26 protein-coding genes are annotated in these 23,212 nt (G+C 68.6%); 9 read left to right on the top strand and 17 right to left on the bottom strand.

The window, feature by feature from the left end; translation table 11 throughout:
- Nucleotides 1-239: 239 nt before the first annotated feature.
- From AB0M24_RS09925 to AB0M24_RS09910, 4 genes are all read right to left on the bottom strand, one after another.
- On the bottom strand, nucleotides 240-1,469 hold the full coding sequence (locus AB0M24_RS09925) for an MFS transporter (protein ID WP_363763581.1): 1,230 nt from the start codon (nucleotides 1,467-1,469) through the stop codon (nucleotides 240-242).
- Between the two features lie 58 nt (nucleotides 1,470-1,527).
- A complete protein-coding gene (locus tag AB0M24_RS09920) occupies nucleotides 1,528-1,989 on the bottom strand; it encodes a DoxX family protein (protein WP_363763579.1) in 462 nt (153 codons plus the stop codon).
- 58 nt (nucleotides 1,990-2,047) lie between these two features.
- Nucleotides 2,048-3,709 carry a heme peroxidase family protein gene (locus AB0M24_RS09915; protein WP_363763576.1) on the bottom strand — a complete coding sequence of 554 codons (1,662 nt, stop codon included), beginning with the start codon at nucleotides 3,707-3,709 and terminating at the stop codon, nucleotides 2,048-2,050.
- Between the two features lie 121 nt (nucleotides 3,710-3,830).
- Complete coding sequence (locus tag AB0M24_RS09910; RefSeq protein ID WP_363763573.1) at nucleotides 3,831-4,880, bottom strand: glycosyltransferase; 1,050 nt, start codon at nucleotides 4,878-4,880, stop codon at nucleotides 3,831-3,833.
- 115 nt (nucleotides 4,881-4,995) lie between these two features.
- Between AB0M24_RS09910 and AB0M24_RS09905 the strand changes: the two genes are divergently transcribed.
- Nucleotides 4,996-5,322: an STAS domain-containing protein gene (locus AB0M24_RS09905; RefSeq protein WP_363763570.1), complete on the top strand. Its 327-nt coding sequence runs from the start codon at nucleotides 4,996-4,998 to the stop codon at nucleotides 5,320-5,322.
- Here the strand turns inward: AB0M24_RS09905 and AB0M24_RS09900 are convergent.
- Nucleotides 5,312-6,220, bottom strand: a complete 909-nt coding sequence (locus AB0M24_RS09900) for an NADP-dependent oxidoreductase (protein WP_363763567.1) — start codon at nucleotides 6,218-6,220, stop codon at nucleotides 5,312-5,314. The genes AB0M24_RS09905 and AB0M24_RS09900 overlap by 11 nt on opposite strands.
- 83 nt (nucleotides 6,221-6,303) lie before the next feature.
- Here AB0M24_RS09900 and AB0M24_RS09895 point away from each other — a divergent pair, with 83 nt between their 5' ends.
- Nucleotides 6,304-6,870 (top strand): TetR family transcriptional regulator, encoded by a 567-nt coding sequence (locus AB0M24_RS09895; RefSeq protein WP_363763564.1) that lies wholly within the window; start codon nucleotides 6,304-6,306, stop codon nucleotides 6,868-6,870.
- 4 nt (nucleotides 6,871-6,874) lie between these two features.
- Here AB0M24_RS09895 and AB0M24_RS09890 read toward each other — a convergent pair whose 3' ends face one another.
- Entirely contained in the window at nucleotides 6,875-7,423 is a 549-nt protein-coding gene (locus AB0M24_RS09890; protein WP_363763561.1) for a chorismate mutase, read from the bottom strand.
- A gap of 27 nt (nucleotides 7,424-7,450) precedes the next feature.
- Between AB0M24_RS09890 and AB0M24_RS09885 the strand changes: the two genes are divergently transcribed.
- Nucleotides 7,451-7,807, top strand: coding sequence for an RNA-binding S4 domain-containing protein (locus tag AB0M24_RS09885; RefSeq protein WP_363763558.1), 357 nt, complete (start codon nucleotides 7,451-7,453; stop codon nucleotides 7,805-7,807).
- Here the strand turns inward: AB0M24_RS09885 and AB0M24_RS09880 are convergent.
- Together AB0M24_RS09880 and AB0M24_RS09875 are read right to left on the bottom strand one after the other, a co-directional pair.
- On the bottom strand, nucleotides 7,796-8,662 hold the full coding sequence (locus tag AB0M24_RS09880; protein ID WP_363763555.1) for an NAD-dependent protein deacetylase: 867 nt from the start codon (nucleotides 8,660-8,662) through the stop codon (nucleotides 7,796-7,798). The two genes, AB0M24_RS09885 and AB0M24_RS09880, sit on opposite strands and share 12 nt — an antisense overlap.
- Before the next feature lie 27 nt (nucleotides 8,663-8,689).
- Entirely contained in the window at nucleotides 8,690-10,423 is a 1,734-nt protein-coding gene (locus AB0M24_RS09875) for a cellulase family glycosylhydrolase (RefSeq protein WP_363763553.1), read from the bottom strand.
- 60 nt (nucleotides 10,424-10,483) lie between these two features.
- Here AB0M24_RS09875 and AB0M24_RS09870 point away from each other — a divergent pair, with 60 nt between their 5' ends.
- Together AB0M24_RS09870 and AB0M24_RS09865 are read left to right on the top strand one after the other, a co-directional pair.
- Entirely contained in the window at nucleotides 10,484-11,845 is a 1,362-nt protein-coding gene (locus AB0M24_RS09870; RefSeq protein ID WP_363763550.1) for an AMP-binding protein, read from the top strand.
- Complete coding sequence (locus tag AB0M24_RS09865; protein ID WP_363763547.1) at nucleotides 11,842-12,222, top strand: GyrI-like domain-containing protein; 381 nt, start codon at nucleotides 11,842-11,844, stop codon at nucleotides 12,220-12,222. The genes AB0M24_RS09870 and AB0M24_RS09865 overlap by 4 nt, the downstream gene beginning before the upstream one ends.
- On the opposite strand, the gene AB0M24_RS09860 is transcribed toward AB0M24_RS09865, so the two are convergent.
- The 4 genes from AB0M24_RS09860 to AB0M24_RS09845 all read right to left on the bottom strand — a co-directional run bounded on the left by AB0M24_RS09860 (nucleotide 12,215) and on the right by AB0M24_RS09845 (nucleotide 16,728).
- Nucleotides 12,215-14,263 carry a hypothetical protein gene (locus AB0M24_RS09860; RefSeq protein ID WP_363763544.1) on the bottom strand — a complete coding sequence of 683 codons (2,049 nt, stop codon included), beginning with the start codon at nucleotides 14,261-14,263 and terminating at the stop codon, nucleotides 12,215-12,217. The two genes, AB0M24_RS09865 and AB0M24_RS09860, sit on opposite strands and share 8 nt — an antisense overlap.
- A gap of 41 nt (nucleotides 14,264-14,304) precedes the next feature.
- Nucleotides 14,305-15,186, bottom strand: coding sequence for a class A beta-lactamase (gene bla / locus AB0M24_RS09855; RefSeq protein WP_363763541.1), 882 nt, complete (start codon nucleotides 15,184-15,186; stop codon nucleotides 14,305-14,307).
- Between the two features lie 64 nt (nucleotides 15,187-15,250).
- Nucleotides 15,251-16,081, bottom strand: a complete 831-nt coding sequence (locus tag AB0M24_RS09850) for a phosphatase PAP2 family protein (protein WP_363763539.1) — start codon at nucleotides 16,079-16,081, stop codon at nucleotides 15,251-15,253.
- Complete coding sequence (locus tag AB0M24_RS09845; RefSeq protein ID WP_363763536.1) at nucleotides 16,078-16,728, bottom strand: TetR family transcriptional regulator; 651 nt, start codon at nucleotides 16,726-16,728, stop codon at nucleotides 16,078-16,080. The genes AB0M24_RS09850 and AB0M24_RS09845 overlap by 4 nt, the downstream gene beginning before the upstream one ends.
- An 81-nt stretch (nucleotides 16,729-16,809) precedes the next feature.
- Between AB0M24_RS09845 and AB0M24_RS09840 the strand changes: the two genes are divergently transcribed.
- The gene (locus AB0M24_RS09840; protein WP_363763533.1) at nucleotides 16,810-17,370 is read left to right on the top strand and encodes an ester cyclase; all 561 of its coding nucleotides are present in this window, start codon (nucleotides 16,810-16,812) and stop codon (nucleotides 17,368-17,370) included.
- Here AB0M24_RS09840 and AB0M24_RS09835 read toward each other — a convergent pair.
- From AB0M24_RS09835 to AB0M24_RS09825, 3 genes are read right to left on the bottom strand one after another with little or no spacing between them, the layout of a single operon-like run.
- Nucleotides 17,367-17,828 (bottom strand): hypothetical protein, encoded by a 462-nt coding sequence (locus AB0M24_RS09835; RefSeq protein ID WP_363763530.1) that lies wholly within the window; start codon nucleotides 17,826-17,828, stop codon nucleotides 17,367-17,369. The two genes, AB0M24_RS09840 and AB0M24_RS09835, sit on opposite strands and share 4 nt — an antisense overlap.
- Before the next feature lie 60 nt (nucleotides 17,829-17,888).
- Entirely contained in the window at nucleotides 17,889-18,494 is a 606-nt protein-coding gene (locus AB0M24_RS09830) for a response regulator transcription factor (protein ID WP_363763527.1), read from the bottom strand.
- On the bottom strand, nucleotides 18,491-19,453 hold the full coding sequence (locus AB0M24_RS09825; protein WP_363763524.1) for a sensor histidine kinase: 963 nt from the start codon (nucleotides 19,451-19,453) through the stop codon (nucleotides 18,491-18,493). The genes AB0M24_RS09830 and AB0M24_RS09825 overlap by 4 nt, the downstream gene beginning before the upstream one ends.
- A gap of 75 nt (nucleotides 19,454-19,528) precedes the next feature.
- On the opposite strand from AB0M24_RS09825, the gene AB0M24_RS09820 reads away from it, so the two are divergent.
- Complete coding sequence (locus tag AB0M24_RS09820; protein ID WP_363763521.1) at nucleotides 19,529-20,053, top strand: heme-binding protein; 525 nt, start codon at nucleotides 19,529-19,531, stop codon at nucleotides 20,051-20,053.
- A 3-nt stretch (nucleotides 20,054-20,056) separates the two neighbouring features.
- Here the strand turns inward: AB0M24_RS09820 and AB0M24_RS09815 are convergent, their stop codons facing one another.
- Nucleotides 20,057-20,389 carry a hypothetical protein gene (locus tag AB0M24_RS09815; protein ID WP_363763518.1) on the bottom strand — a complete coding sequence of 111 codons (333 nt, stop codon included), beginning with the start codon at nucleotides 20,387-20,389 and terminating at the stop codon, nucleotides 20,057-20,059.
- A 96-nt stretch (nucleotides 20,390-20,485) separates the two neighbouring features.
- Here AB0M24_RS09815 and AB0M24_RS09810 point away from each other — a divergent pair, with 96 nt between their 5' ends.
- Both AB0M24_RS09810 and AB0M24_RS09805 read left to right on the top strand, forming a co-directional pair.
- A complete protein-coding gene (locus AB0M24_RS09810; protein ID WP_363763515.1) occupies nucleotides 20,486-21,310 on the top strand; it encodes a class II glutamine amidotransferase in 825 nt (274 codons plus the stop codon).
- 86 nt (nucleotides 21,311-21,396) lie between these two features.
- Complete coding sequence (locus AB0M24_RS09805; RefSeq protein WP_363763513.1) at nucleotides 21,397-21,984, top strand: DUF4360 domain-containing protein; 588 nt, start codon at nucleotides 21,397-21,399, stop codon at nucleotides 21,982-21,984.
- Here the strand turns inward: AB0M24_RS09805 and AB0M24_RS09800 are convergent.
- Nucleotides 21,971-23,206, bottom strand: coding sequence for a glycosyltransferase 87 family protein (locus AB0M24_RS09800; protein WP_363763510.1), 1,236 nt, complete (start codon nucleotides 23,204-23,206; stop codon nucleotides 21,971-21,973). The two genes, AB0M24_RS09805 and AB0M24_RS09800, sit on opposite strands and share 14 nt — an antisense overlap.
- Nucleotides 23,207-23,212 lie beyond the last annotated feature (6 nt).

Below are 23,212 nucleotides of genomic sequence, written 5' to 3'. Positions count from 1 at the left end.
GCGGAACACCCGCGCATCGCGGGAAGCAAGCGCTTTCCCGGTGCTGTCGAGCGAGAAGTCACCCGACGAACACACCCGCTCCAGCTCAGGCCGGATCTTGGTGGCCCGGCGGCGGGGTGATCACCGGCGGCGTCGTCACCGGCCCGCCCTCGCCGCACGACGCGCACAACAACACCACGGCCAGTGCCCCCAGCACTCTCCCCATGCCGTGCACTCTGGCACAAACCAGGCGAACGCCGTCAGTGAACCGGCTGAACCGAAGGCGTGTTGTCGACCGACCGCACCGACCGCGACGCGACCATGGCGGCCGTCGCGACCACGATGATCACCGCGCTGCCGACCAGGGTCGCGGTGATCCCCGCAACGTCCGACACGGGCCCGACCACGAGCTGTGCCAACGGAATCGCCGCGATGGACCCGAGCATGTCGTAGGAGTAGACCCGCGCGAGCCGGTCGGCCGGTACGTGGTTCTGCAGCGAGGTTTCCCACGCGATGCCGAACTGCTCCAGGCACACCCCGCACACGAACGAGGTGACCATGAGCACCCACGGCACCGGATGGACGGCCAACGTCAACGGCAACAACGCGAATGCCGCCACACACGCGCACCCGAGCAGCAGCAGACGTCGCACCCGCAGCCGCATCGCGATGAACGCACCCGCCACCATGCCCGCGGTCTGCGCGGCCATCACCAGTCCCCAGGTCTCGCGTCCGATCACGGTGTCCGCGATGACCGGACCGAGCACCATCGTGCCGCCCGCGTGCACCGCGTTGACGAAGAAGAAGGCCACGACCACGACCCACACCCAGGTCCGCGACACGAACTCGGTCCAGCCGATGCGCAGCTCCGACAACATCCCCGGCTTGTGCTCGGCGGCAACCCTGGCGGCCGGCACCCGTACGAACGAGAAGGCCACCGCTGCCAGTCCGAACGACAACCCGTCCACCGCGAGACCCCACCCCGGCCCGGCGAAGGCGATCAGCAACCCGCCCAGCGACGCGCCCGCGATCATCGAGGAGTTCAACCCGAGACGCAGCAACGCGTTGGCCTGCTGCCGCAACTCCACCGGGACCGTCTGCGGAACCAGCGCGGCCGAGGCGGGGAAGGAGAAGGCGCTCGACATGCCGTTCACCGCCGCCAGCACGACGAACATCGGGATCGACACCGTCCCGGTCAGCACCAGCACCGCGAGCAGCGCCTGGCTCAGGAACGACACCGTGGACGACCCCACGAGCACGAGCTGCCGGGGCAGGCGATCCGCGACCACACCGCCCCACAGCAGGAACACGACGTTCGAGATCGAGCGCGCCGCGACGACGACGCCGAGGGTGGTGATCGACTCGGTCACGTCCCGCACGGCGAACACGAGCGCGATCTGCGCCATCGAGTTGCCCACCATGGTCGTGACCCTGGCTGTGAGCAGCCAGCGAAAAGCAGGATGCGCCAAAGGCGCGAACGATTCCCCCATGAAAAGTGAACGTACAGCAGCGGGAGCCGCCCGTCCTGGGGGATGAGCGGCTCCCGCGTTATCGCACGCGAGGGTGCGATGAGGCGATGACCACCGCGGCGGCGACGGTCACCAGGTTCTTCAGGATGTACTGCGCTTCGAATGACGCCTGCAGCGGACCTGACCACATCTCGCCGGGGAACAACACCAGCGGTGTCGACACCAGCACGACGTGACCGATCAGCAGGACCGCGCACAATCGTGGTGCGCGGAAGCTCAGCAGAACCAGCGCGATCCCGATTTCCGTGATCGCGGCACTCAATCTGGCCAAATCTCCGGTGATGATCCCGAACGTCAGCGCGGACACCGTGCGTTCGACGAGATCTTGGGCAGGGCTGCCACCGGGAAAGAGCTTCAGCACGCCGAACCAGAGGTAAACGACCCCCAGTCCGATGCGGAGCAGCGGAATTCCGGCGTCCCGCGTGAAACGCGAGATCCGTTCTTCCGCTGATTCGCGGCGTGTGGTTTCTGGACGCGACATCGATCTCCCTCTCCTGTCTGGCTGCCACCACCCAGCCAGACAGGAGGAACGAGGAAGATCAGGCGCCAGGCTGCGGATCCCCGAGCGGGTTCAGCAGGTCCGCCTTGCCTTCGAAGGCGAACAGCAGCAGGTCGACCATCCGGAACGTCGACGAGTCCGGTCCGAGCGTCGGCCGCCAGTACGGCGAGCGCACGATCGAGATCCGGCTGCCTTCGATCGCCCGGTGGAACACCTCGGCCGTCAGCCGGCCACCCACGGGACCCATCAGGCCGTTGTTGAGCTCCGCCTCGCGCAGGACGTAGAACCACAACGGCGTCGCCTCGGCGAGCTGCGCCTTCTGCTCCTCGGTCAGCGAGTCCAGGTTCGCGCCGCCGTTGCCGACGAGGATCTCCTCGGCGGTGAGCGGCTCGACCCCGAACAGCTCCGCGATCTGCTGACCGGTGGCGAGCTCCATCATGTTCGCCCTGGTCAGGTTGCGGAACGCGAGGTTGCGCTGGATCTCCGGGAACTGCGTGCCACGGCCGCCGAACGTGCCGGCCGGCAGCTGCCGCAGCGGGTCCACCAGCAGCGAGTCGATCCGCTTGGTGACGTTGCCGCCGCCGAACTCCGCCGGCGGGATCAGGTCGTCCCGGTCCGCCTCGGTGAAGTCGTAGAGGCGGCGGAAGTCCGCGATCCAGTTGCTGGGCAACGTGAACGTCGTGCCCCTGTTCACGTCGTCCAGGTCCGGCACCGTGGAGCTCGGGTCGAAGTTGCCCGACGTGCCGGTGAAGACGAACAGCAGGAACAACGTTCCCGGCACGATGCCGGTCGTGTTGAACACGCGGTTCCACTGGTAGGCGTCGCGGATCATGCTGTGACCGAGCCGGTAGGACGCGACCGAGAACTCGATCGGCATCGTCGGCGTGTTGTCCCGGCCGTAGTACTGGCCCGGGACCTCGAAGAACTTCCGGCCGTTGGTGAAGACGTCGTCCACGATCGCCGGGTCGATGATCCGCGGCAGGAAGTCCGTCTTCAGCATGAACTGGTAGTGCCGGACCACGAGCTCCTTGGCCGCGCGGAAGAGCCGGTCACCGGTGAGGCCGGTGAGCGCGAGCTCGTCCACCACGCGGTTGTGGAAGCGGATGAACGCCAGGTGCGTCTGCGCGATGGCCAGGTTCTCGTCGTTGCGCGCGTCCGGGATCAGCGGCGCGCGCCGATCCGCGGGCGTGCCCGCCGTCCCACCGCGGCGCGGCAGGTCGAACCCCTCCATCGGCGGGAACCCGGGGCCCGCGTCCGACGTGGTGCCCATCTTGAGCTTCACGCCGTCCTCGGCGTAGAAGACCTGGTCGTCCTTGTCGCGCGGACCGCGGCCGTAGACCGAGTCGAGGTCCAGCGCGGGCGAGCGGCCCTGCAGCAGCTCGTCCACGTTGACGTCCTGGCCGAGCTGCGACTCGGTGCGGTCCATCGTCAGGTCGTGGTCGACGAACTGGCCGAGGTAGGTGAAGCCCGCCGGAACGGCCGGGTTCTCCGAGTCGGGCTGATCTCCGGACGTCATCGCGAGAGCGAGGGCTTCCCGCGCCGCGTCGTCGGTCTTCGGCCCCTTGGGACCCAGGCGCGAGAACCGGAACCTTCGCAACTCCTCCGTCGTGGAGGGCTGACGCGTGGTGGCCTCACCGATGCCGTCGAATTCCAGCACACCTTCACCCACGACGAAGAAACTGTCGCGCGAGTGCCTCTTCATATAATCCCCCTGTATCCCCTCTATCAGGCGTCCTGTTCTCCCCAACAAGCACCTGCCCCACCGCCAAGTCTCCAGACGGACGAAATTACCGTCGAAGCTTTTGGCGACAACCAAAACGTCGTCACACAGCGGATACGAGGTGGTCCGGAATTTCCGTGAACACCGGCAGTTCCGCCATCTGTGCCGCCAATGTCTCAGCCGTGTCGTGGTATGCCTTCACGTCGAGAACGTGAGTGATCTTTTCCGCCAGTCCGCCGGCGGTCAGGCCTTTCACCTCGACGCTCACCCCGGCTTTCAGCTCCTCGACTTTCGCGGCGTTGCGCGGCTGGTCGGCGAACAACGGCAGCGAGACCATCGGAACTCCCGCGGTCAACGACTCGCGCACACTGCTGTAGCCCGCGTGCGTCACGAACACCTTCGCGGAGTTGAGCAACTGCTGTTGCGGGATCTCCGGCAGCAGTTCGACGTTGGCCGGTCGCGGTCCGGTCCACTCGCCCTCGCCGATCGCCAGCACCGAACGCACCGGGAGCCGACCCAACGCGTCCGCGACGACGTGGAGCAGGTTCGAGCCGCTCAGCAACAGCGCCGCGTTGGTGCCGAACGTGGCGACGATCTCCGGGCCGTCCACCGAAGTCCGGTCCGTCGGCACGCGGTAGTGGTGCTGGGCCGGGTGCCAGTACGACGGCGCGAGGCCCGCGGTGAACGACGAATCCGTGCCCGCGACGTGGAACCTGGCGCGCACCTTGTCCTTGCGCTCGTCCAGGTGCTCGATCTCCAGCGGCGCGAACGGCGCGATGTCGACGACCGCGTGCGGGATGCCGAGCACCTCCGCCGCGATCTGGCCGCCGTACTCGTTGGTCTCGCGCACGATCACGTCAGGACGCCAGGTGCGGGCGAAGTCGAGGATGTTCGCCGCCGCCCTGACGACCAGCTCGTCCGCCCACAGCGGCACGTCCAGCGTGCCGTCGCGCTCAGGGATCCACGGCGGTGGCGGGCCGAAGTCCGACGGCGCCGGGATGTCCGGCATCACGACGGTGTGCTCGACGTGCGCCATGGCCGGCCCTGTCGCGATCACCGCGTCGTGCCCCCGGTCGCGGAACGCCCGCGCGAGCGGCACCACCGTCGGCATCAGGTGGGAGCGGATGGGCAACGAGGTCAGCAGAACGCGCACGTGGATTCCCTTTCGCCGGTACTTCGAGAGAACTACTCCAGCTCCCTGCCGAACAACTCGAAAACCGGTCAGCGGACCGCGTTTCCGGCGGTCCGCCGCTGGGTACCACTGCGAAATGCTCGAAGTCACGGTGACCGAGTCGTCGCCCGCCTCCACCCTTCTCACCCTCTCCGGTGAGCTCGCGGGCACCGGCGCGGAGCGACTGCTCTCCCGGCTCGACCGCCTGCTCGACCAGGGCCACCGCTACGTCGTCCTGGACCTGAGCGCGGTCTCCTTCTGCGACTCCAGCGGGGTGAGCGCGCTCGTGCGAGGCCACGCGCGTGCTTCCGCCGCCGCTGGTGGGTTGCGCCTGTCCTCCGCGTCGGTTCAGGTGACGCGGGTGCTGGAACTGTCCGGCCTGGCGCGGATGCTCGGCCTACCGTCCACAGTGGTCACACCGTGACGACGAGCTTGCCCGTGGTGTGCTTCCTGGCGAAGTCGACGCACGCCTGCGCGCCCTCGTCGAGGGTGTAGTGCCTGCCGATGGTCGCCCGTAGCAAGCCTTGTGCTGCGGCTTCAGCGACCTCGCGCATGCCACCGAGCTCACCGCTCAGGTCCAGCACGAACCTCGTGTCGACGGCGTAGCGGCCCGGTTCAGGCACCGGGTAGGTGATGGTGAGCAGCTGACCACCGGGTTTCACGGCCTCCGCGATCCGGTCGAGCTCGTCGCTCGGCAGCGCGAGGTTGTACGCCGTGTCCACGGCCGGGTAGGCGTCGGTGTAGCCGATGGTGTGCTTGGCGCCGAGACCGCGGATCAGTTCGGCGTCCTCGGCGGTGGCGGTGGCGATGACCTCGACGCCCGCTCCGGCGAGCAGCGGGACCAGCGCGGTGCCCACCCCTCCGGTCGCGCCCACGACCAGCGCGGTCGCTTTCGGTTGCGCGGTCAGCAGAAGTGCCCGCGCGGTCAGGCCCGCCGTCGCGAGTGCGGCCGCGTGCTGAACGCTCAGGCTCGGCGGGCGGTGCGCCAGCAGCGGGGTGTCGGCCTCGAACACCGCGTACTCGGCCAGCGAACCGGTGCTCAGCGACGGCCGCGGGCCGGCCATCTCCCGAATCGCGCGCGGCAGGGCCACGCCGAAGATCTCGTCGCCTTCCCGGAACGCCGACACGCCCTCGCCGGTCTCGACAACCGTGCCGGCGAAGTCGTTGCCGGGCGTGCGAGATGTGTCCAGAGGCATGACGTCGGCCTGGTTGATCGAGGCCGCGGCGATGCGGACCAACATCTGCCCTGGTCCTGGGCTCGGCACCGGCACGTCGCCGAGGACGTAGTTCTCCGGTGGGCCGGTCGCGATGACTGCCTTCAACGTTCACTCCCCTAAACGGACCGACTGGTCACCTTAGAGTGCACGAAGCGGACCGCGCGGTCAACTTTGCTAGTCTGCGTGACGTGTCTTTGCGCGCCGACGCGGCCCGGAACCGTTCGCTGCTGCTGGAGGCCGCCGTCGAGGAGATCGCCCTGCACGGGGTGGACGCGCCGGTCGCCGCCATCGCCGCACGGGCGGGGCTCGGCAAGGGCACGGTGTTCCGGCATTTCCCGACCAAGCACGACCTGATCGCCGCGATCGTGCTGGACCGCGTGGAACGGCTGACGGCGCTGGCTTTGGAGCTGGCAGAGGCCCCCGACGCGGGGGCGGCAGTGCTGGAGTTCCTGAGGTTCGCCGCACGGCAACGGCAGCAGCTCGACCTGCAGGTTCTGGCCGCGGACCTCGGCGTGGACGTCGGCGAGGCGCAGATGCGGATGTCCGCGGCCATCACCGCGCTGGTGGATCGGGCACGATCAGCGGGCGCGTTGCGGTCCGACGTCACCGGTACTGACGTGATGCTGTTGATGTGCGTGCCCAACGACGTGGTCAAGCACGTGCCCGACGGGCGGCCTGATCTGTGGGAACGCTATCTGGCGATCGTGTTCGACGGGTTGCGGCCCGAAGGCGCGCACCCGTTGCCGCCGTTCTGACCGTCTACTTGGAACAGACCGTGCGCATCGCCTCGGCCAAGGCGTTCTCGTGCAAGCTGTCCAGGTGGTGCAGCACGACCGCGGACCGTTCCGCGATCGTCGCGTGGATCTCGCACCTCAGCGTCGGTTTGCGGAGCTGCTCGGTGTCCTTGAGCTCGGCGAGGATGTCGGTGGTGAGCCGGTCGAGGATCGGCCGGACCTCGGTGCCCAGATCGGGTTTGCGCGTCGGGACTTCCTCTGGGTGCTCGGTCCAGCGCGCGTAGAGGCCGCGCTGCACCAGCTTGTTCGCCTCGATCTGGGCGCGGAAGAAGCGTGCCGCGTTCTCCGGGTTGAGGCCGAGTTGAACGGCCTTGGTGCGCACGGTGTCTAGCACCTGCTGCTCGCGCGCCGGGTCGTCGATGGGCTGGGACGTGCCGAACTTGGCTGCTGCCACCAGGTCCGCCACCTCGATGCGCTTGACCGCCAGGCCGGTGAGCTCGCCGAGCGGGCCGACGGACGTGAGCGACGCGGCGAGGGTGCCGAAAATCGTGACTGCGACCGCCAGGATCCTCATGATCTCCGAGAGTGCCATGATGGCGGGGTGGAGTCCACGCGCATCGACCGTTGGCTGTGGGCGGTCCGGCTGACGAAGACCCGCCCGGACGCCGCCCAGGCGTGCCGGGGCGGCCACGTGCGCGTCAACGACAAGCCCGCGAAACCGTCCACCGTGGTCGTGCCGGGTGATCAGGTGCGGGCGCGCGTCGGCGACAAGACGAAGATCGTCGAGGTCGTGCGGGTGATCCAGAAGCGGGTCGGTGCGGCGGACGCGGCCACGTGCTTCATCGACCGCACTCCCCCGCCACCGCCGGACATCCCCATCGCGCGGCGGGATCGGGGTGCCGGGCGGCCGACGAAGCGGGAGCGGCGGGTGCTGGACCAGTTCAGGTCACAGAACTAGGCCCGCCAGCTCGGTCAGCGATGTCCCCAACGGCAGGTCTACGCGGTGCGACGCGTACGGGTCGCCTCGCGTCTCGCCGCGGTTGATGATCACCACCGGGATTCCGGACTCCGAGGCGCGACGCACGAACCTCAGCCCGGACATGACCGTCAGCGAGGAGCCGAGGACGAGCAGGGAACGGGCGTTGTCGACGAGCGAGTAGCACTGCTCGACGCGTGGGCGCGGCACGTTCTCGCCGAAGAACACGACATCCGGCTTGAGGACGCCGCCGCAGTCCGTGCAGCCGACGACCTCGAAGCCGCGCACCTGCTCCTCGGGCAGGAAGACGTCGCCGTCCGGGTTGATCTCGCTGGTGGTGGCCGCGAACGTCGGGTTCGCCTCGCGCAGACGGCGGTCGAGGTCGAGGCGCGGTGACAGGAGCTTGCAGTCGAGGCAGATCACGCGGTCGAGGCCGCCGTGCAGTTCGACGACGTCCTGCGAGCCCGCGGCCTGGTGCAGGCCGTCGACGTTCTGGGTGATGACGCCGGACAGCCGCGGCGCCAGCTTCGTGACCGCGTGGTGGCCGGCGTTCGGGTGCGCGCGGGCGATGGTGCGCCAGCCGACGTGGCTGCGGGCCCAGTAGCGCTGCCGGCCGGCCGGGTTGCCGGTGAACTCCTCGTACGTCATCGGGGTGTGCTTGCGCAGGGAGCCGCCCTCGCCGCGGTAGTCGGGGATGCCGGACTCCGTGGACAGGCCCGCGCCGCTGAGCACCAGCACACCGCCGTCGGCGACGATCGGGACGACGTCGGCGAGGGTGGAGGTGCGCGGCAGCGACGGGCCTGTCGGAGACCAGGTGAGAGTGGGCCTAGTACGCACTCCACCAGGCTACGTAACAGCTGCAAGTCACCAGCTCTGGTACCACTGCCTCAGCTCTGCCTCCGCCACGGCCGTGTTGCCGCCCGACGGGGCCGTGACCAGCGCGAACTGCCGTCCCGCGCCTCCCGTGAGGAGCAGCTTGTCGCCGTTCACCGTCGACGGCACCGAGCTCACGACCAGCGGTGAGCGCAGTGACTCCGGCAGGTGCAGCTCGGTCGGTGCCGCGCCGCCGGTCGAGTCCCAGACGAGCACGGCGAACGGGGCCGAGCCGACCAGGTTTCGCACGGCGGGCAGCGGGATCTGCTGCCACGTCTGGTAGGCGCGGTCCTCGTAGGTGAAGGCGAGCGTGGTGCCCGCGACGGCCTGCGGGTAGACGCGGTCGACGATCGCGCGGTCGACGGTGAGCACCGGGTTGCCGGACGCGTCGAGCTTCACGGCCGAGAAGTGCTCGTCGTTCATGGCGTCGCCGTCGGTCTTGACCTTGCCCGGGTTGTCGTTCATCAGCTCGCGGTGGCGGCCGTAGTTGACGTCCCAGTGCCACTGACTGCCCGAGACGACCGTGCCGCGCGGCGCCGACCACCAGCGGGCGCCGGAGGCCGTGGAATCCAGACCCTGGTAGATCGCCTTGAGCACGGACGGCGTCTTGTCGGACGTGAAACCGGAGACCGGGTGACCGAACTCGGAGACGATCGCGGTGGTGCCGAGTGCTTTGGCGCGGTCGCGGATCGTGCCGAACGCCTGGGTGTACTGACCGTCGCCCGCCTTGCCCGGCATGAGGACGCCGGACTGCGCCTTGCCGTCGTAGAAGTGCGCGTTGAACACGAACCGCTCACCGAGGTTCTGCACGAGAGTGAGCCCGCCGGGTTCGGCGAAGAAGTCCACGTTCTGGTTCCAGAACACCAGCGGCTCCACGAAAGCGGGCTTGGTCGTCCACCCCGCCTCGTCCATCTCGGTGCGGAAGCGCTGGTAGAACGGCATCAGGAGGTCGCGCTCCCACGTTTGCGAGGTCTGCCCGCTGTCGTACTTGCCCGCGTAGGGCTCGTTGAGCGGGTCTACGCCGACGACGAGCTTGAACTCGTTGGCGGGCAAGGCTTCCTTCACGTGCTTGAGCGCCCCGCCGGCCGCGTTGACGAACGACTCCTGCACGCCGTTGCGGTTGTGCCAGAAGTCGTAGGTCGCGGTGGTGACGGCGTTGTTGTTCTTCATGTTCTGGCCCCAGTGGACGCAGATGCCGCACGACTCCTTGGGGTACCCGGCCGCCGCCCACGCCGGGGCGCCGTCGCCGGTGTACCAGCTGTCCTTGTTGAACAGGTAGCGCGAGAACAGGTCCTGGTGGAAGTCGAGGTAGACGCGAATCCCCTGATCGGTGAAGGCGCGCAACTGCGCCGTCACTCCATCGAGGTACGCGTGGTCGATCTGGCCGCGCTGCGGTTCGATCCAGGCCCACGTCAGCAGGAACCGCACGGCGTTCGCACCGGTGAGCTGCTTCATCGCCGCCGCCGACTTGCGAGCGTCCGCGACGGTCGCGAACGGCAGGCCGCGGTGCTCGGCGAGCTTCGCGGTGCCGGAGACGTTGAAGCCGCGCAGCACCACCTCTCGGCCGTGCTCGTCGCGGAACACCCCTCCGGACACCCGTAACTCGGTGCCGTCGAACGACTCCGCCTGAGCCGGAGTGATCATCCACGAGAAGAGGAACAGGACTGTCAGGAGAACCGCTCGCCGCATCGCCGCCGCCTTTGGGAACGTGAACGAGATTCGCATTCTTAATGTAGCCGCTGAATTTGGATTCCACTAGGGTCGGCTTCGCGAAGGGGGATCGCGATGGCTCGCTTGGTGCACAACACGTTGAACGCGTTCGACGAATTCGACGATCGACTCGCGTTGATCGACGGCTCAGTCGAATTGTCGTACCGGGAATTGCGTGCCGAGATCAACAGGTTCTGTCACGCGTTGACGCGGCACGGGTTGAAGCGCGGCGACGGACTCGGCGCACTGATGGGCAACCGGTGGGAGCTGCTGGCGCTGAAGTTCGCCGCCCAGGTGCTCGGACTGCGGTTCGTGGCGCTGGATCCCGATCACGTCGTTGGCGGGCTGCCGTTCCTGGAGCGCGACGTCGACGCGGCCTTGATCGTCTCCGATCCGGCCGAACTCGTCTCCACTGTGGACTCCACCGAACCCGTTGCGGTGCAGGCACTCGACTCCGACGTCGCCCAGCTCGTCTACACCGGCGGCACGACCGGTGAGTCGAAGGCGGTGATGCTGACGTTCGAGGCGCTGGAGTTCGTGACGGCGTCGTTCGCCGAGCGTCCGCGCTACCCGGAAGGCACGCGGTTGATCGTCGTGACGCCGTTGGCGCACGCGCTCGGCACGGTCGGGCCCGCACTGATGCGGCTGGGAGTTCCGCTGGAGATCCACCGCACCTTCGCGGTCGAGTCCTTTGTGGAGGCTTGCGCGCGGGCAGGCAGGGCTGCCGTGCACTTCTACCCGTCGTACCTCTACCGGTTGCTGGACGACGCGGCCGAGATCCCGGGACTGGTGCACGTCACGACCGGCGGCGCTCCCCTGCTGCCGTACCGCTACCGCCAGGCGATCGACCGGTACGGACCGGTGGTGGCGCAGGCGTACGGGCAGTTCGAGAGCTTCGCGATCACCTACCTCGACCACGCCGACGCGGCGGAGAACCTGACGTCGGTGGGACGACCGGTGCCCGGCGTCGAGGTGAAGATCCAGGACGGGCACGTGCTGGTGCGGTCACCCGGCACGATGACCGGCTATTGGCGTCGTCCTGAGCTCACCGCGGAAGTGCTGCACGACGGCTGGCTGCGCACCGGTGACCTGGGTTTTTTGGAGAACGGCCATCTGCACTTGGCGGGACGAGCCGCCGAGGTGATCGTGGTGAACGCCGACACCTGTTACGTGGCACCGATCGAAGCCGCTCTGACCACCCACCCGGACGTCGCGCAGGCCGCTGTCGTGGGCGTTCCCGACGCCCGCACCGGGCAGGCGATCCACGCCGTCGTCGAACCGGTGCCCGGCCGCTCACCCGACCCGGACGCGTTGCGCCGCACGGTGAGCGAGCAGGTGACGCCCGAACACGTGCCGCGGTACGTGACCCTCATCGACCGCCTGCCCCTGACTCCCCTGGGCAAGCCCGACAAGAAGGCGCTGCCATGGCCGGCGTGATCACCCGAGACGCTGTCGAAGTCCTGGAACACACCGTCGCCGACGAGCTCACCGCGATGAGCGAGGCGTGGCAGTGGTTCGAGAACCTCGTGGGGCTCCAGGGCCGCAAGATGTTCGCGCGCATCGACGAGACGGCGGGCACCTACACCGTCTGCACACCGCGCAAGTCCGGCGACTCCTACGACCTGGCCATCGGCGTGCTGCCCGGCGGCAGGTACCGGCGCACGATGCTCGAAGGCGATCCGCCCGAGCTGTACGGGCGGATCGGACCGGCCATGGAGGAGCTCAAAGCCCTGGGGCCGTGGGACTCCTCCAGGCCGCTCATCGAGTACTACCGCCGCCACACGGTGATCGAACTGTGGGTGCCGATCACCTGACGCTCGCGGTCAGCGCGTCGACCTGAAGCGACGTCGAGCCTTCTGCCCGCACGGTGATGCGCACGGACGTGGTGGCGGCCTGCAGTCGCACGTCGGATGGCTTGTGCCGCAGGTAGTTGAGCCCCGCTGCCCCGATGGCGACCGGCTCGGTCAGGATGGTGCCGACCTCGCCACCGGTCGCATCGAACTCGGTGATCACCAGCCGGGCCGTGCCGTTGCCGCGCAGGATCGCGTTGGTCGCGAGGACTCCGGCTCGTACCGGGATGGTCGCGTTCACCGTCAGGGTCGCCGGTTGCGCCGAGGTGGCCTCGCGGAGGGTGGCGCAGTCCGGGACGAGGCTCCACCGTGCACACAGCACGCCGAACGCCGGCTTGGCGCGCTCCTTCGTGAGGTAGCCGAACGCGATGCTGTTCGGGTGCGGCGGTGTGCGCGGATCGTCGTAGAGCTCCCAGGCCATCGTGAGCGGCACCTGGAGGTTCTGGACCGTCTGCAGCGTCTTCCCGGTGTAGTCGGCTTGGTCGACTTCCTTCTGCGCGTCCGGGGCGCTCTTGCCGATCTCGCCGACGATCACCGTGCTGGCCGGGAACTTCTGCCGCATGCCGGGGACCGCGGAGTCGAGCAGGTCGAGGTTGCCGTAGCCGTGGACGTCCACGAAGTCGAGCGGCTTGCCCACGAGCGCCTCAGCGAGGTCGGCGCCGTCGGTCGACGCGTGCATCAGGGAGATGCCGCGCTTGCCCCTCGGCGCTGCCGTGCGGTCGTAAACCATTGCCACGTATGCGCTTTGGAGGTTCGGCTGGTTGCCGCGCACGCCGGAAGTCTCGTTCTGCAGGTCGTAGTACAGGACAGCGTTCGTCGGTTCCAGCGCGGTGATGTAGGTGTTCATCCAGTCCGCGCTGGTGGTGGCGAACTCGGCCCACTTCGTGCGGTTGCTCTGCCAGTTCGGGTTGGTGAGCCAGCTGTTGGCGAACGCGACGACGAGCCGGATGCCGCGCTGCTTCGCGATCGTGCCCAGATCTGCGAGGTTGTGAGCCTGGGCTTGAGCGTTGGTGCTCTTCTCGGGCCACAGCACGACCCTGGCGACGGTCGCACCGGTCGACGCCATGACGTCGAAGTCCCTCGCGACCTGGTCGCGCACCTGCGGCCACGTCGCGTCCTCCAGGTACTCCTGGTAGCGCTTCTCGTGCTCCGGCAGGTAGTTGAAGCCCGCCCAGCCGCCGTTCGGGACGATCGTGAGGCTGGCGTGGCTGACGACCTGGCCGCCCTCGTAGATCTTCACGACCTTGCGGTCCGCGCCCTGCGTGCTGACCACGGCCGATCCGCCGTTGAGCACGGTTTCGGTGCCGTCGTCATTGACCAGCCGTGCCTCGCCACCGCTCCAGCGCACGGTGGCGGTCTCGCCAGCCTTGACTGTTGGCCGGTCGAAAGCGACTGTCGCGCCCGAGTCCGCGGTGACGACGAGGGTGTCGAGGAGGTGCTCCTGCGCGGTGCCGGACCAGAGCGTGAACACCGTGGTGCCGCGGCTGATCCAGGTGATGCGGCCGGTGCCGGACGGGCCCTGCGCGTACAGCTTCTGCGAGCCTGCGTTGTGCGACACCCACACCTGCGCGTCGGACAGCGTCGTGGCCCAGTTCAGGTCGATCTCACCGGTCGTGCCGGGTGCGAGCGCGAGGTGCGTGCGACTGGCACTGAGTTGCCCTGGCAGCTTCGCTTTGCTGCTCGTGCGCGCCAGGACGGTGGCGAAGTTCGGGCCGCCGCGCAGCTCGAACGTCGTCGTGGTGCCGGCGTACAGGTACGGCCAAGGCGCGCTGCCGTTGACCTCCTGCCGCCACAGCTTCGGAGCCTTGCCGGTCTCCTGGATCCAGATCTGCACGGTCTGGTTGCCGTCGGTGTGCCAGCTGACGTCGACGGACCCCGAGTTCGCGCCCGGCGGCAGCGTCACCTCCGCCGCGGACACGCTGATTTGGTTGCTCGCGTGCGCTGGCACCACAAATGTGGCGACCAGCGCGAACGCGAGCACGATCGCTTTCCCCCAGGTGCTCATGCGCCCCATCTGACCAGAAAGGACGCAGGAGCGCCGGGGTTTCAGCTGAACGAGGCAGCCACCAGCTCCGCGGTCCTGACCACCAGCGGCTCGTCGGCCGTACCGTTCGGGAAGTCCTTCTTCGTGGACAGCACCGCGATCACGATCGGCGCGCGGCCGGGCGGGAACGCGATGCCGACGTCGTTGGTGGTGCTGTACTTGCCGCTGCCGGTCTTGTCGCCCCAGCCCCACCCCGCGGGGAGCCCCGCCTTGATCCGGTTGTCGCCGGTCGTGTTGGCCAGCAACCACTTCGTGAGCTGGTCGGCGTCCTCGCGGCCGAGCGCGTGGCCCAGCGTGAGACGCGCGTAGCTCTGGCCGATCGCGCGCGGCGACGTCGTGTCGGTCTCGCGGCACGGTTCAGCCGAGTTCAGGTCCGGCTCGTAGCGGTCGAGGCGCGTGACCGGGTCACCGATCGACCGGCTGAACCGGCTGATCGCCGTCGGGCCGCCCAGCTCCTTGAGCAGCAGGTTCGCCGCGCAGTTGTCGCTGAAGGTGATGGTCGACTCGCACAGGGCCCGCACGGTCATGCCGTTGGCGAGGTTCTCGGGCTTGCCGGTGATCGGCCCGTAGCCGGACTTCTCGACGTCCTCCTTGGTGTAGCGGATCACCTTGTCCAGCAACGTTCCGTCCTGGTCGCGGCGCAGGATCGCCGCGGCCGCGATGGTCTTGAACGTCGAGCACAGCGGAAACAGCTCGTCCGCGCGGTGCAGCACCGTGCGGCCGCTGCCCGTGTCGGTGGCGAACACGCCGAGGCGCGCCTGGTGCTGCTGCTCGAGCTCGCGCAGCTTGCCGGTGATCGTCGATGCCTGAGCCTGGGCGGGCACGGCGACGGCCAGCGCGACACCCGCGCCGAGCGCCAGAACCGAGCGACGGTCAACAACCAACGTCCTGTCCCCCTCCTTGTGAAACCTCTCCACATGTCAGGACGCGCAAGTGATCAACTGGTTGTCATTCGATTCTGCGCCAGCACCCGAGGAACGTGAGGGCCGCTGTCAGCGACCCGGCCGTGGCGAACGTGCCCGCACCCAGGTAGATGACCCACTCATCCGCGTTGAGCCCGTCGTTGGCCAGTGAAAACCCCCACAGGATGAGGCCGAGAGCCGCGGTCGCGGCGGCGATCGACGACCAGACGACGACCAGGACGACCCTGCCTTTGCGGCTCGGTCCGGTGTAGGGCTTCAGGGAGCCTTTGCGTTGCAGCCACCAGCTGGCGATGGCCGCCAGGGCGAGGGCGATGCCGTCGGCGGCGAGAGTGTCGCTGAGCCTGTGCCACTTGGCGGTCAGCGTGTACTGGCCGATCGCCGTCGCCCACGGCAGCACGAAGAACAGCATCACGCCGCGCCACTTCCACGGCACCACGATGATCGCCGCGAACAACACCGTCATCGCGATCGTCGTGTGGCCGCTGGGGAGGCTGTTGTGCGCGTAGTCGCCGGTGACCTCGACCAGTGCGGGCCGCGGCAGGATGAACCGCTTGAGCGCCTGGACCGTCAGCTGTCCGGCGACGATCACGCCGACCGCCGCGATCGTGAGGTCCCAACGCTTCCTCAGCACGCCGATGGCGGCGACTGCGACGACGGCCGCCGCGAGCGAGTAGACGGTGATCTGGCCCAGGGAGTGCCAGGCGGTGTCCGAATCGGACACGTTGGCCTGGTCGGCGCCTCGCAGCGCCGCGTTCTCGATGGTCTGCCCGGCTTTGGTCAACACGGCGAGGATGTAGACCAGGGCGGCGAACGAGAACCCTGCTGCCGCGACCGCGGGCCACCGTCGGTAGTTCACGGGCCGAGTCTGCCCCGAAGATCAATGCGCTGCAGGACGGCGGTGACCGCGAGGTCCACTGTGTACTCGTACTCGGCCGCGCGGTCGAACCGGGCGAGGTGCTCCGCGGTGGCGGCCAGCGCATCGAGTCCGCTCGTCCTGAGCGTTTCCGCGCGGTCGTCGCCGAAGTCCGCCGACACCTCGCGCAGCAGCGTGCCGATCAGCGTGGCGAGCAGCATCCGCAGCATGTGCACGGCTTCTTCGTGGCCCGCGCCGGCGTCGATGAGCACCTGGAGCACGGCGTTGACCGGGGCGAGCGCCTGCGGCGACGCGAGCTGGCGGGTGAGCACGAGCGGCGCGGCCTGCGGGTGCTTGAGTGCCTGGTCGCGGAAGCTGTCCGCGATGGCGTGCAGGTCTTTCCTGGTGTTGCCGGTGCGTTCGGGCAGGACCAATGTGGTGAGCACGTGCTCGGTGACGGCGTCCAGCAGCCCGTCCTTGCCCTCGACGTGGTTGTAGAGGCTCTTCGGGTCCACGCCCAGAGCTCGCGCGACCGACCGCATGCCGACCGCCGCGACGCCTTCCGCGTCGATGACCTTCAGCGTGGCCTCGACGATCGACTCGCGGGACAACAACGGCGTGCGAGGACGGCCTCGGCGGGTTTCGGTCACCTGTCCATTGTGCCTTGCGAATGCCCACACCGTGGGTTTAGCTTAACCCACACCGTGGGTAACTTCTCGAGGGAGCATTTCATGGCTGACCGGTTCACCCTGCCGCCCAGGGAAGTCCTGGAGGCACGCGAGAAGCTAGTGCTCGACCACTTCCGCGACGAGGTGGCGCACGACTGGGACGCCACACTCTCGACGTTCCCGCACCCCCACTACGAGATCATCGCCCAGATGGTCGTCCACGACGGCGACAGCGCGGTCCGCCAGTACTACACCGACACGCGCGTGGCCTTCCCCGACCAGCACCACGAGCTGATCTCGTTCCGGCACAGCGTCGACGCCGTGATCGTGGAGTTCTGGCTGCTCGGCACGCACCTCGGGCCACTGGGCAAGATCCCGGCGACCGGCGGCGAGCACCGCACCCGCATGAACGCCTACTTCATCTTCGACGCCGACGAGAACCTGGTCACCGAACGGATCTACTTCGACCAGCTGTCGGTGCTGAAGCAGGTGATCTCCGGGATCGACCGGCGCAAGCCGAGTGGGCTGCGGAAGCTGCTGCAGGTGCTGCGCGGGATGCTCGCGATGTCCGGCAGCCGGCCCGACCCGCGCCTCACCAAGACCACGCCGCCGGAGCTGGACTAGAACTGCTGGGCGATCAGATCGGCGATCCACGACGCCGGGATTCCGAGGAGAGCGCCGAGAACCGCGCCACTCCCGAGGAAGATCAGGTCGCGTCGGCGGTTGACCTGACGGGCGAGCTGATCTCGCTGGTTGAGCATCCGCTCCAGGCCGCGGACCTGCTCGGCCGAGAACATGGCCTCGATCCGCTGCCGTTCCAGCTCGGCGTAGTAGTCGCGGCCACCTGGTGCCGTGCCGTACCAGCGGTCGTCGACCGCGCGATTGGAACGCTCGGAGCGCCATTGCGCGAGCAGGCCGAACAGCGCGACCAAGGTGCCGGCCGCGGCCACCCCGACGCTGGCGACGGTCGTGATCTGGTCGGCTCCACCGGTCCACGAGAACTGCTCGGAGGTGAGGAAGTTGGCCGCGATGGAGACCGCGACCACGCTGAGGACGACAGCGACAACAGACCAGAATCTCATGAGGCCCTCCGCGATGCTGCCGAGCGATCACGCGACGGTGGTGACTGTCCCACAGGTCTGCTAGAGCCGGATCAGCTTTCGTTCCACCGCGGTCGTCACCGCTGCCGTCCGCGTCTCGACACCGAGCTTCGCGAAGATCCGCACCAGGTGGGTCTTCACGGTGGCCTCGCTGATGAACAACGCCTTGGCGATCTCCCGGTTCGACAGCCCCTTCGCGAGGTTCTCCAGGATCTGCACCTCGCGCTTGCTCAGCTTCGGCGCCGGGCCGCGGACCTGGCGCAACAACCGCGAGGCGATGTCCGGGGACAGCACGGTCTGGCCGGTCGACGCGGTGCGCACGGCCTCGGCCAGCTCGTCCGGCGCGCAGTCCTTGAGCAGGTAGCCGATCGCGCCCGCCTCGACCGCGCGCACGATGTCGGCGTCCGAGTCGTACGTCGTGAGCACCACGACCTGGGGTGGCGAGGGCAAAGCTCGGATCTGCCGGGTGGCTTCGACGCCGTCGATTCCCTTGCCCAGCTGGAGATCCATCAGCACGACGTCCACAGTGGACGCCAGCGGAACCGCTTCCTCGCCCGTCGCAGCCTCGATCACCTCGAACGAGCGCGACAGCAACCCGACCAGCCCGAAGCGGACCACCGGGTGATCGTCGACCACCAGGACCCTCATGGTGTCGGCACCGTCACGGCCACAGCGGTTCCCTCCCCCGGCGCGCTCTCCACGGACACCGTGCCACCCAGCTCCGCGATGCGCCCGCGGATCGAGGCGAGGCCGTAGCCACGACCGTCGGCCGCCACCACCGAAGACGGATCGAAGCCGCGGCCGTCGTCCACGACGTCGAGTGTCACCGCGTCTCCCAGGTAGGACAACGTGATCGCGACGCGCGAGGCGGAAGCGTGCTCGGACGCGTTGGCCACGGCACCTTGGGCGACCCGCAGCAACGCCACCTCGGTCTGCACGCTCAACGGATAAGGCTCGCCGTCGACCTCGACGTGTGAACACAGCCGGTGCAGCGCGTCCACCAACGTCCCAGGTAGAGGCGAGAGGTCGCGGACGAACCGGCGAGCTTCGGCGAGGTTCTCGCGGGCCACCTCGGCGGCACGTCCGGAGTCACCCAGCGACAGCAGCAGGTTGATGCTGGAAAAGCCCTGCGCCAGGGTGTCGTGGATCTCGCGGGCCAGGCGCTGCCGCTCCTCCAGGACGCCGGCCTCGTGCAGCAGCCGCGCGCGGTCGAAGAACACGGCCGTCGTCAGCACCGCCACGCCCACCGGGCCGAGGACCAGCGACAGGTCGAACGCGGGAGCCAGCCGGATCTGGGCGAGCACCACGGCGACCGTCAGAACGCCCGCGACCGGCAGCGCCACCCGTGGCCGCAACTGGCGCAGGCACTGGAAGAACAGCGGAATCGCACACCACCCGAAGCTCGGCGCGACCCACACCAGCACGAGCCACACGGCGAGCACCAACGGCAACGCCCGCGTCCACCGCACGCCGGCCGGGTACAGAACCCCCAGCCCAACGGCCAGGCCGAGCACGAGGAGATCGGCGCCGTGGTACGCGACGTACCGCGCCGCCGACGCCGTCAGCAGCACGTAGAAGCCCGCGTGCATCGCCCGGTGCAGCCACACGTCGGCGACTGTAAGCCAGAGACGCACCCCGAAGGGTCAACCGATGGGTTGAACCGAGGTTCCACCGTCACCACCATGGAAACGGCGCTGACCTGCGGAACCGTAGTAGCCATGGACATCAAGAAGATCACCGTCGCGACCCTGGCCATCCTCGCGATCGGCGGCGGCTACGCGGCAGCCGACCAGCACACCACCACGCGCACCGAGAAGGTGCTGACCATCGACGCGGCGATCAAGGCCGCCCAGGCCACGCTGGACGCCGCCGAGAAGGAGAACCAGCGCGTCACGGTCGCCGTGGTCGACCGCAGCGGCGACCTGGTCGTGCTGCTCGCGGGTGACGGCGCGGGCCCGCAGACCGAGGAGTCGGCACGGCGCAAGGCGTTCACGGCGGTGTCGTTCAACGCCCCGACCTCGGAGCTCGCCGGCCGCGTCACCGGTCAGGGCGCGACGCTGCGGGACATCCCCGGCACGTTGTTCCTGGGTGGCGGCGTGCCGGTCGCGGTGGACGGCACGTCGGTCGCGGGCATCGGCGTCGGCGGCGCGCCGAGCGGTGACCTGGACGAGAAGTACGCGAAGGCCGGTCTCGCGACGATCAAGTAGTGCTCAGCGTTCGGTCCGGTGCCGCCCGGGAATGACGTGGCGGCCCGGTTCCGGCCGCTTGCCCATCAGCATCAGCACGACGGCGACGATCAGCCCGAGCGTCGCGAGACCCGCGGCCACGGCGCGCGCGGCCGGGTGGTCCAGCACCAGCGTGGAGATCGTCAGAGCCAGCACCAGAGCGGCGATCGGGCCGATGACGGAGATGTCCTGACGTGGCGGGGACGGCTCGGCGGCGGGAGGGACGGGGGCCTCGATCCGCACGGTCGGCGCACGCGTTTCGATCGTCTCGAAATGCTGCTGGTAGGCCGGACGCCGCACGCCGGGGGGAACCGTCACACCAAGCATGCTGCCTGAGACAGGCGCGCCGCCGCAAACCTCGCGCTTCCCGCCCGTGTCGTGTTCCCATGTAGCGCTGGGCAAAGGGAGGTCGTCATGTGCCGGTGGCTCGCGTATTCCGGTTCGCCGGTACTGCTGGAGGAGCTGCTCTACGCGCCGGAGAACTCGCTGGTCATGCAGTCGAAGCACGCGAAGCTGGGTGCGACGGCCGTCAACGGCGACGGGTTCGGCATCGGCTGGTACGGCAACACGAGCACGCCGGGGCTGTTCCTGAGCACCGAGCCCGCGTGGAACGACCGCAACCTGCGCGAGCTGTCCGCGCAGATCACCGTCGACCGGGTCTTCGCGCACGTGCGGGCGTCCACGGGCGGCTCGGTGCAGCGGTCGAACTGCCACCCGTTCCGCTGGAACAACTGGCTCTGGATGCACAACGGGCTGATCCCGAAGTTCTCGCTGGTCCGGCGCGAGCTGATGCTGGCGATCGACCCGCTGCTGTTCCCGTTGATCGAGGGCTCGACGGACTCCGAGATCATGTTCTACCTGGCGATCAGCTTCGGGCTGGAGCAGGACCCGCCCGCCGCCGTCGCGCGCATGGTCGAGTTCGTCGAGGACGTCGGCAGGCGCGCGGGCGTCGAGTACCCGATCCAGATGACCGTCGCGACCACCGACGGCTCGACGACGTGGGCGTTCCGCTACTCCAGCCGCGGCAAGTCCAGGACCCTCTTCCACAGCACCGACGTGACGACGCTGCGCCGCCAGTACCCGGACAACCCCGCGCTGCACGACCTCGCCGACGACTCGCGGCTCGTCGTGTCCGAACCGCTGGGCGACCTGGTGGGCGCGTGGCAGGAGGTGCCGGAGTCGACGTGCGTCATCGTCCGGCCGGGTGTCGAGGAGGAACTGCTGCCCTTCAAACCGTAACCGGTACCGGAATCGTCAGGGAAACGTCAGGTGGAAGGCCGCTAACGTCGAGTGCCGCCGCCAGCGACTCCCCCGAGAGGTTCCTCATGCTGAACACGGCAGCGGCACTACTGGTAGCCCTATCCGCCCTCGGACCGGCCGGCGTCGACGAAGATCCCGCACCCGTCCTCGAGGTCGTCACGGTCAACGGGTCGGGCTGCAAGGTCGGCGACGCGGACGTCGAGACCGACGGCAGAACGTTCAAGATCGGTTACCACACATTCCTGGCACGGGCCGGCAACGGCTCCGCGCCCACCGACTTCCGCAAGAACTGCCAGGTCGCCCTGCGCGTGAACGTGCCGCAGGGCTTCACCTACGGCCTGGGCCGCACCTCCTACGAGGGCTACACGCACCTGCAGGACGGCGCGACCGGGCTGAACCGCGTCAACACCTACATTCAGGGCATGTCGCAGACCGAGTACGTGAACCACCCGTTCACCGGCCCGTTCAGCGACAGCTGGGAGACCCACTACCGCCCGGACATCGCGGCCATCCAGTGGGCGCCGTGCGGGTCGCCGCGCCTCATCAACATCAACGCCGAGGTGCGCGCGTCGATCGGGTCCGCTGATCCCGACCGGCTGAACTTCGCCATCGTCGAGTCGAGCCGCGGCGCCGTGCGGGTCAAGCGCTGCTGACGATCCTGGGCCTGGTGGCCAGCAGCACGAGCAGGCCGATCGCGATCCACGTGTAGAGGTCGCCGTAGAGGTGCTGCCACCAGGTCCACAGCATCTCCTTGTCGCCGGTGCTGGGCAGCCAGTTGAACGGCCCGAGGAAGAACGCCGCGACGAGGACGGGCAGCGCCGCCCCGGGGCGCAGGAAGGCCAGCGCGAGGAACGCGGGCACGCACCACACCCAGTGGTGGGACCACGAGATCGGCGAGACGAGCAGCCCCGCCGTCGCGATCGCGACCAGCGCCACCACGTCGTGCCGTGCCCGGCGCGCCGCGATCACGGCGAGCACCACGACGATCGCGGACAACACCACCCACAGCACCATTTCCGTCGACTGACCAGGGTTGAGGCGGTGCAGCACGCCTCGCAACGACTGGTTGGTCATGTACGCGATGCCGCCGACGCGGCTCCCGTCGAGCAACCCGTTGAACCAGAACTCGAAGGAGTCGTGCGGCGCCAGCACGAATCCCGCGCCGGCGACACCGAAGAACGTGGCGACCGAGGTGAACACGGCCCGCCAGTCGCGGCGAACCACGAAGTACAGCACGAAGATCAACGGGGTCAGCTTGAGCGCGGCGGCCAGGCCGACGAGCATCCCGCGCCACCGCCGGTCGGTGACGGCCAGGCAGTCGACGACCACGAACGCCATCAGCACCAGGTTGACCTGGCCGTACAGGAACGTCGAATGCACCGGCTCCAGCGCGAACGCCGCGACGGAGACACCGGCGCTGACCGTCCACACGACGTTCGTCCGCGGGGTGAGCCGCCGGGTCACGACGAAGCAGACCACCGACAGCGACACGAAGCTCACCATCGTCATGAGCGTGTTCGCCAGCCACACCGGCAGCACCGTCATCCCGCTGAAGAGGACCGCGGCGATCGGCGGGTAGGTGAAGGGCAGGTTGAAGTTCGCCAGGTCGTGCGGGAAGCCAACGTAGAGCGGCAGCCCTTTCAGCCAGACGAGTCCGCCCGTCCGGTACACCTGCAGGTCGAGGTAGTGGACGCCCATCGCGGCCAGCACGAGCGGCAGCCCGATCAGGGTCGCGAACCACAGCACGCGGGTGTCGCGGCGCGCCCTGGCCCACCGGTCGAGCGCGAGGAGCCGCCGTCTTCCGGTCTCGAACGCGCTCTCGGACATCGGCGGGACGTCGTCGGCGAGTTGTTTGATCAGCGCTGTCTCGTTCATGACGAC

The organism is Lentzea sp. NPDC051838, from assembly GCF_040681245.1.
Classification (GTDB): domain Bacteria; phylum Actinomycetota; class Actinomycetes; order Mycobacteriales; family Pseudonocardiaceae; genus Lentzea.
Note: the sequence above shows the minus strand (reverse complement) of the source record. Positions and strands in the feature narration are given on the sequence as shown.

What these genes read in the sequence shown, in the direction of transcription:
- AB0M24_RS09905 (WP_363763570.1), top strand. Translation starts at nt 4,996, where the DNA reads ATGCTCGAAGTCACGGTGACCGAGTCGTCGCCCGCCTCCACCCTTCTC.
- AB0M24_RS09920 (WP_363763579.1), bottom strand. Translation starts at nt 1,989, where the DNA reads ATGTCGCGTCCAGAAACCACACGCCGCGAATCAGCGGAAGAACGGATC.
- AB0M24_RS09890 (WP_363763561.1), bottom strand. Translation starts at nt 7,423, where the DNA reads ATGAGGATCCTGGCGGTCGCAGTCACGATTTTCGGCACCCTCGCCGCG.
- AB0M24_RS09805 (WP_363763513.1), top strand. Translation starts at nt 21,397, where the DNA reads ATGCTGAACACGGCAGCGGCACTACTGGTAGCCCTATCCGCCCTCGGA.
- AB0M24_RS09835 (WP_363763530.1), bottom strand. Translation starts at nt 17,828, where the DNA reads ATGAGATTCTGGTCTGTTGTCGCTGTCGTCCTCAGCGTGGTCGCGGTC.
- AB0M24_RS09875 (WP_363763553.1), bottom strand. Translation starts at nt 10,423, where the DNA reads ATGCGAATCTCGTTCACGTTCCCAAAGGCGGCGGCGATGCGGCGAGCG.
- AB0M24_RS09810 (WP_363763515.1), top strand. Translation starts at nt 20,486, where the DNA reads ATGTGCCGGTGGCTCGCGTATTCCGGTTCGCCGGTACTGCTGGAGGAG.
- AB0M24_RS09820 (WP_363763521.1), top strand. Translation starts at nt 19,529, where the DNA reads ATGGAAACGGCGCTGACCTGCGGAACCGTAGTAGCCATGGACATCAAG.
- AB0M24_RS09800 (WP_363763510.1), bottom strand. Translation starts at nt 23,206, where the DNA reads ATGAACGAGACAGCGCTGATCAAACAACTCGCCGACGACGTCCCGCCG.
- AB0M24_RS09870 (WP_363763550.1), top strand. Translation starts at nt 10,484, where the DNA reads ATGGCTCGCTTGGTGCACAACACGTTGAACGCGTTCGACGAATTCGAC.
- AB0M24_RS09840 (WP_363763533.1), top strand. Translation starts at nt 16,810, where the DNA reads ATGGCTGACCGGTTCACCCTGCCGCCCAGGGAAGTCCTGGAGGCACGC.
- AB0M24_RS09925 (WP_363763581.1), bottom strand. Translation starts at nt 1,469, where the DNA reads ATGGGGGAATCGTTCGCGCCTTTGGCGCATCCTGCTTTTCGCTGGCTG.
- AB0M24_RS09830 (WP_363763527.1), bottom strand. Translation starts at nt 18,494, where the DNA reads ATGAGGGTCCTGGTGGTCGACGATCACCCGGTGGTCCGCTTCGGGCTG.
- AB0M24_RS09860 (WP_363763544.1), bottom strand. Translation starts at nt 14,263, where the DNA reads ATGAGCACCTGGGGGAAAGCGATCGTGCTCGCGTTCGCGCTGGTCGCC.
- AB0M24_RS09915 (WP_363763576.1), bottom strand. Translation starts at nt 3,709, where the DNA reads ATGAAGAGGCACTCGCGCGACAGTTTCTTCGTCGTGGGTGAAGGTGTG.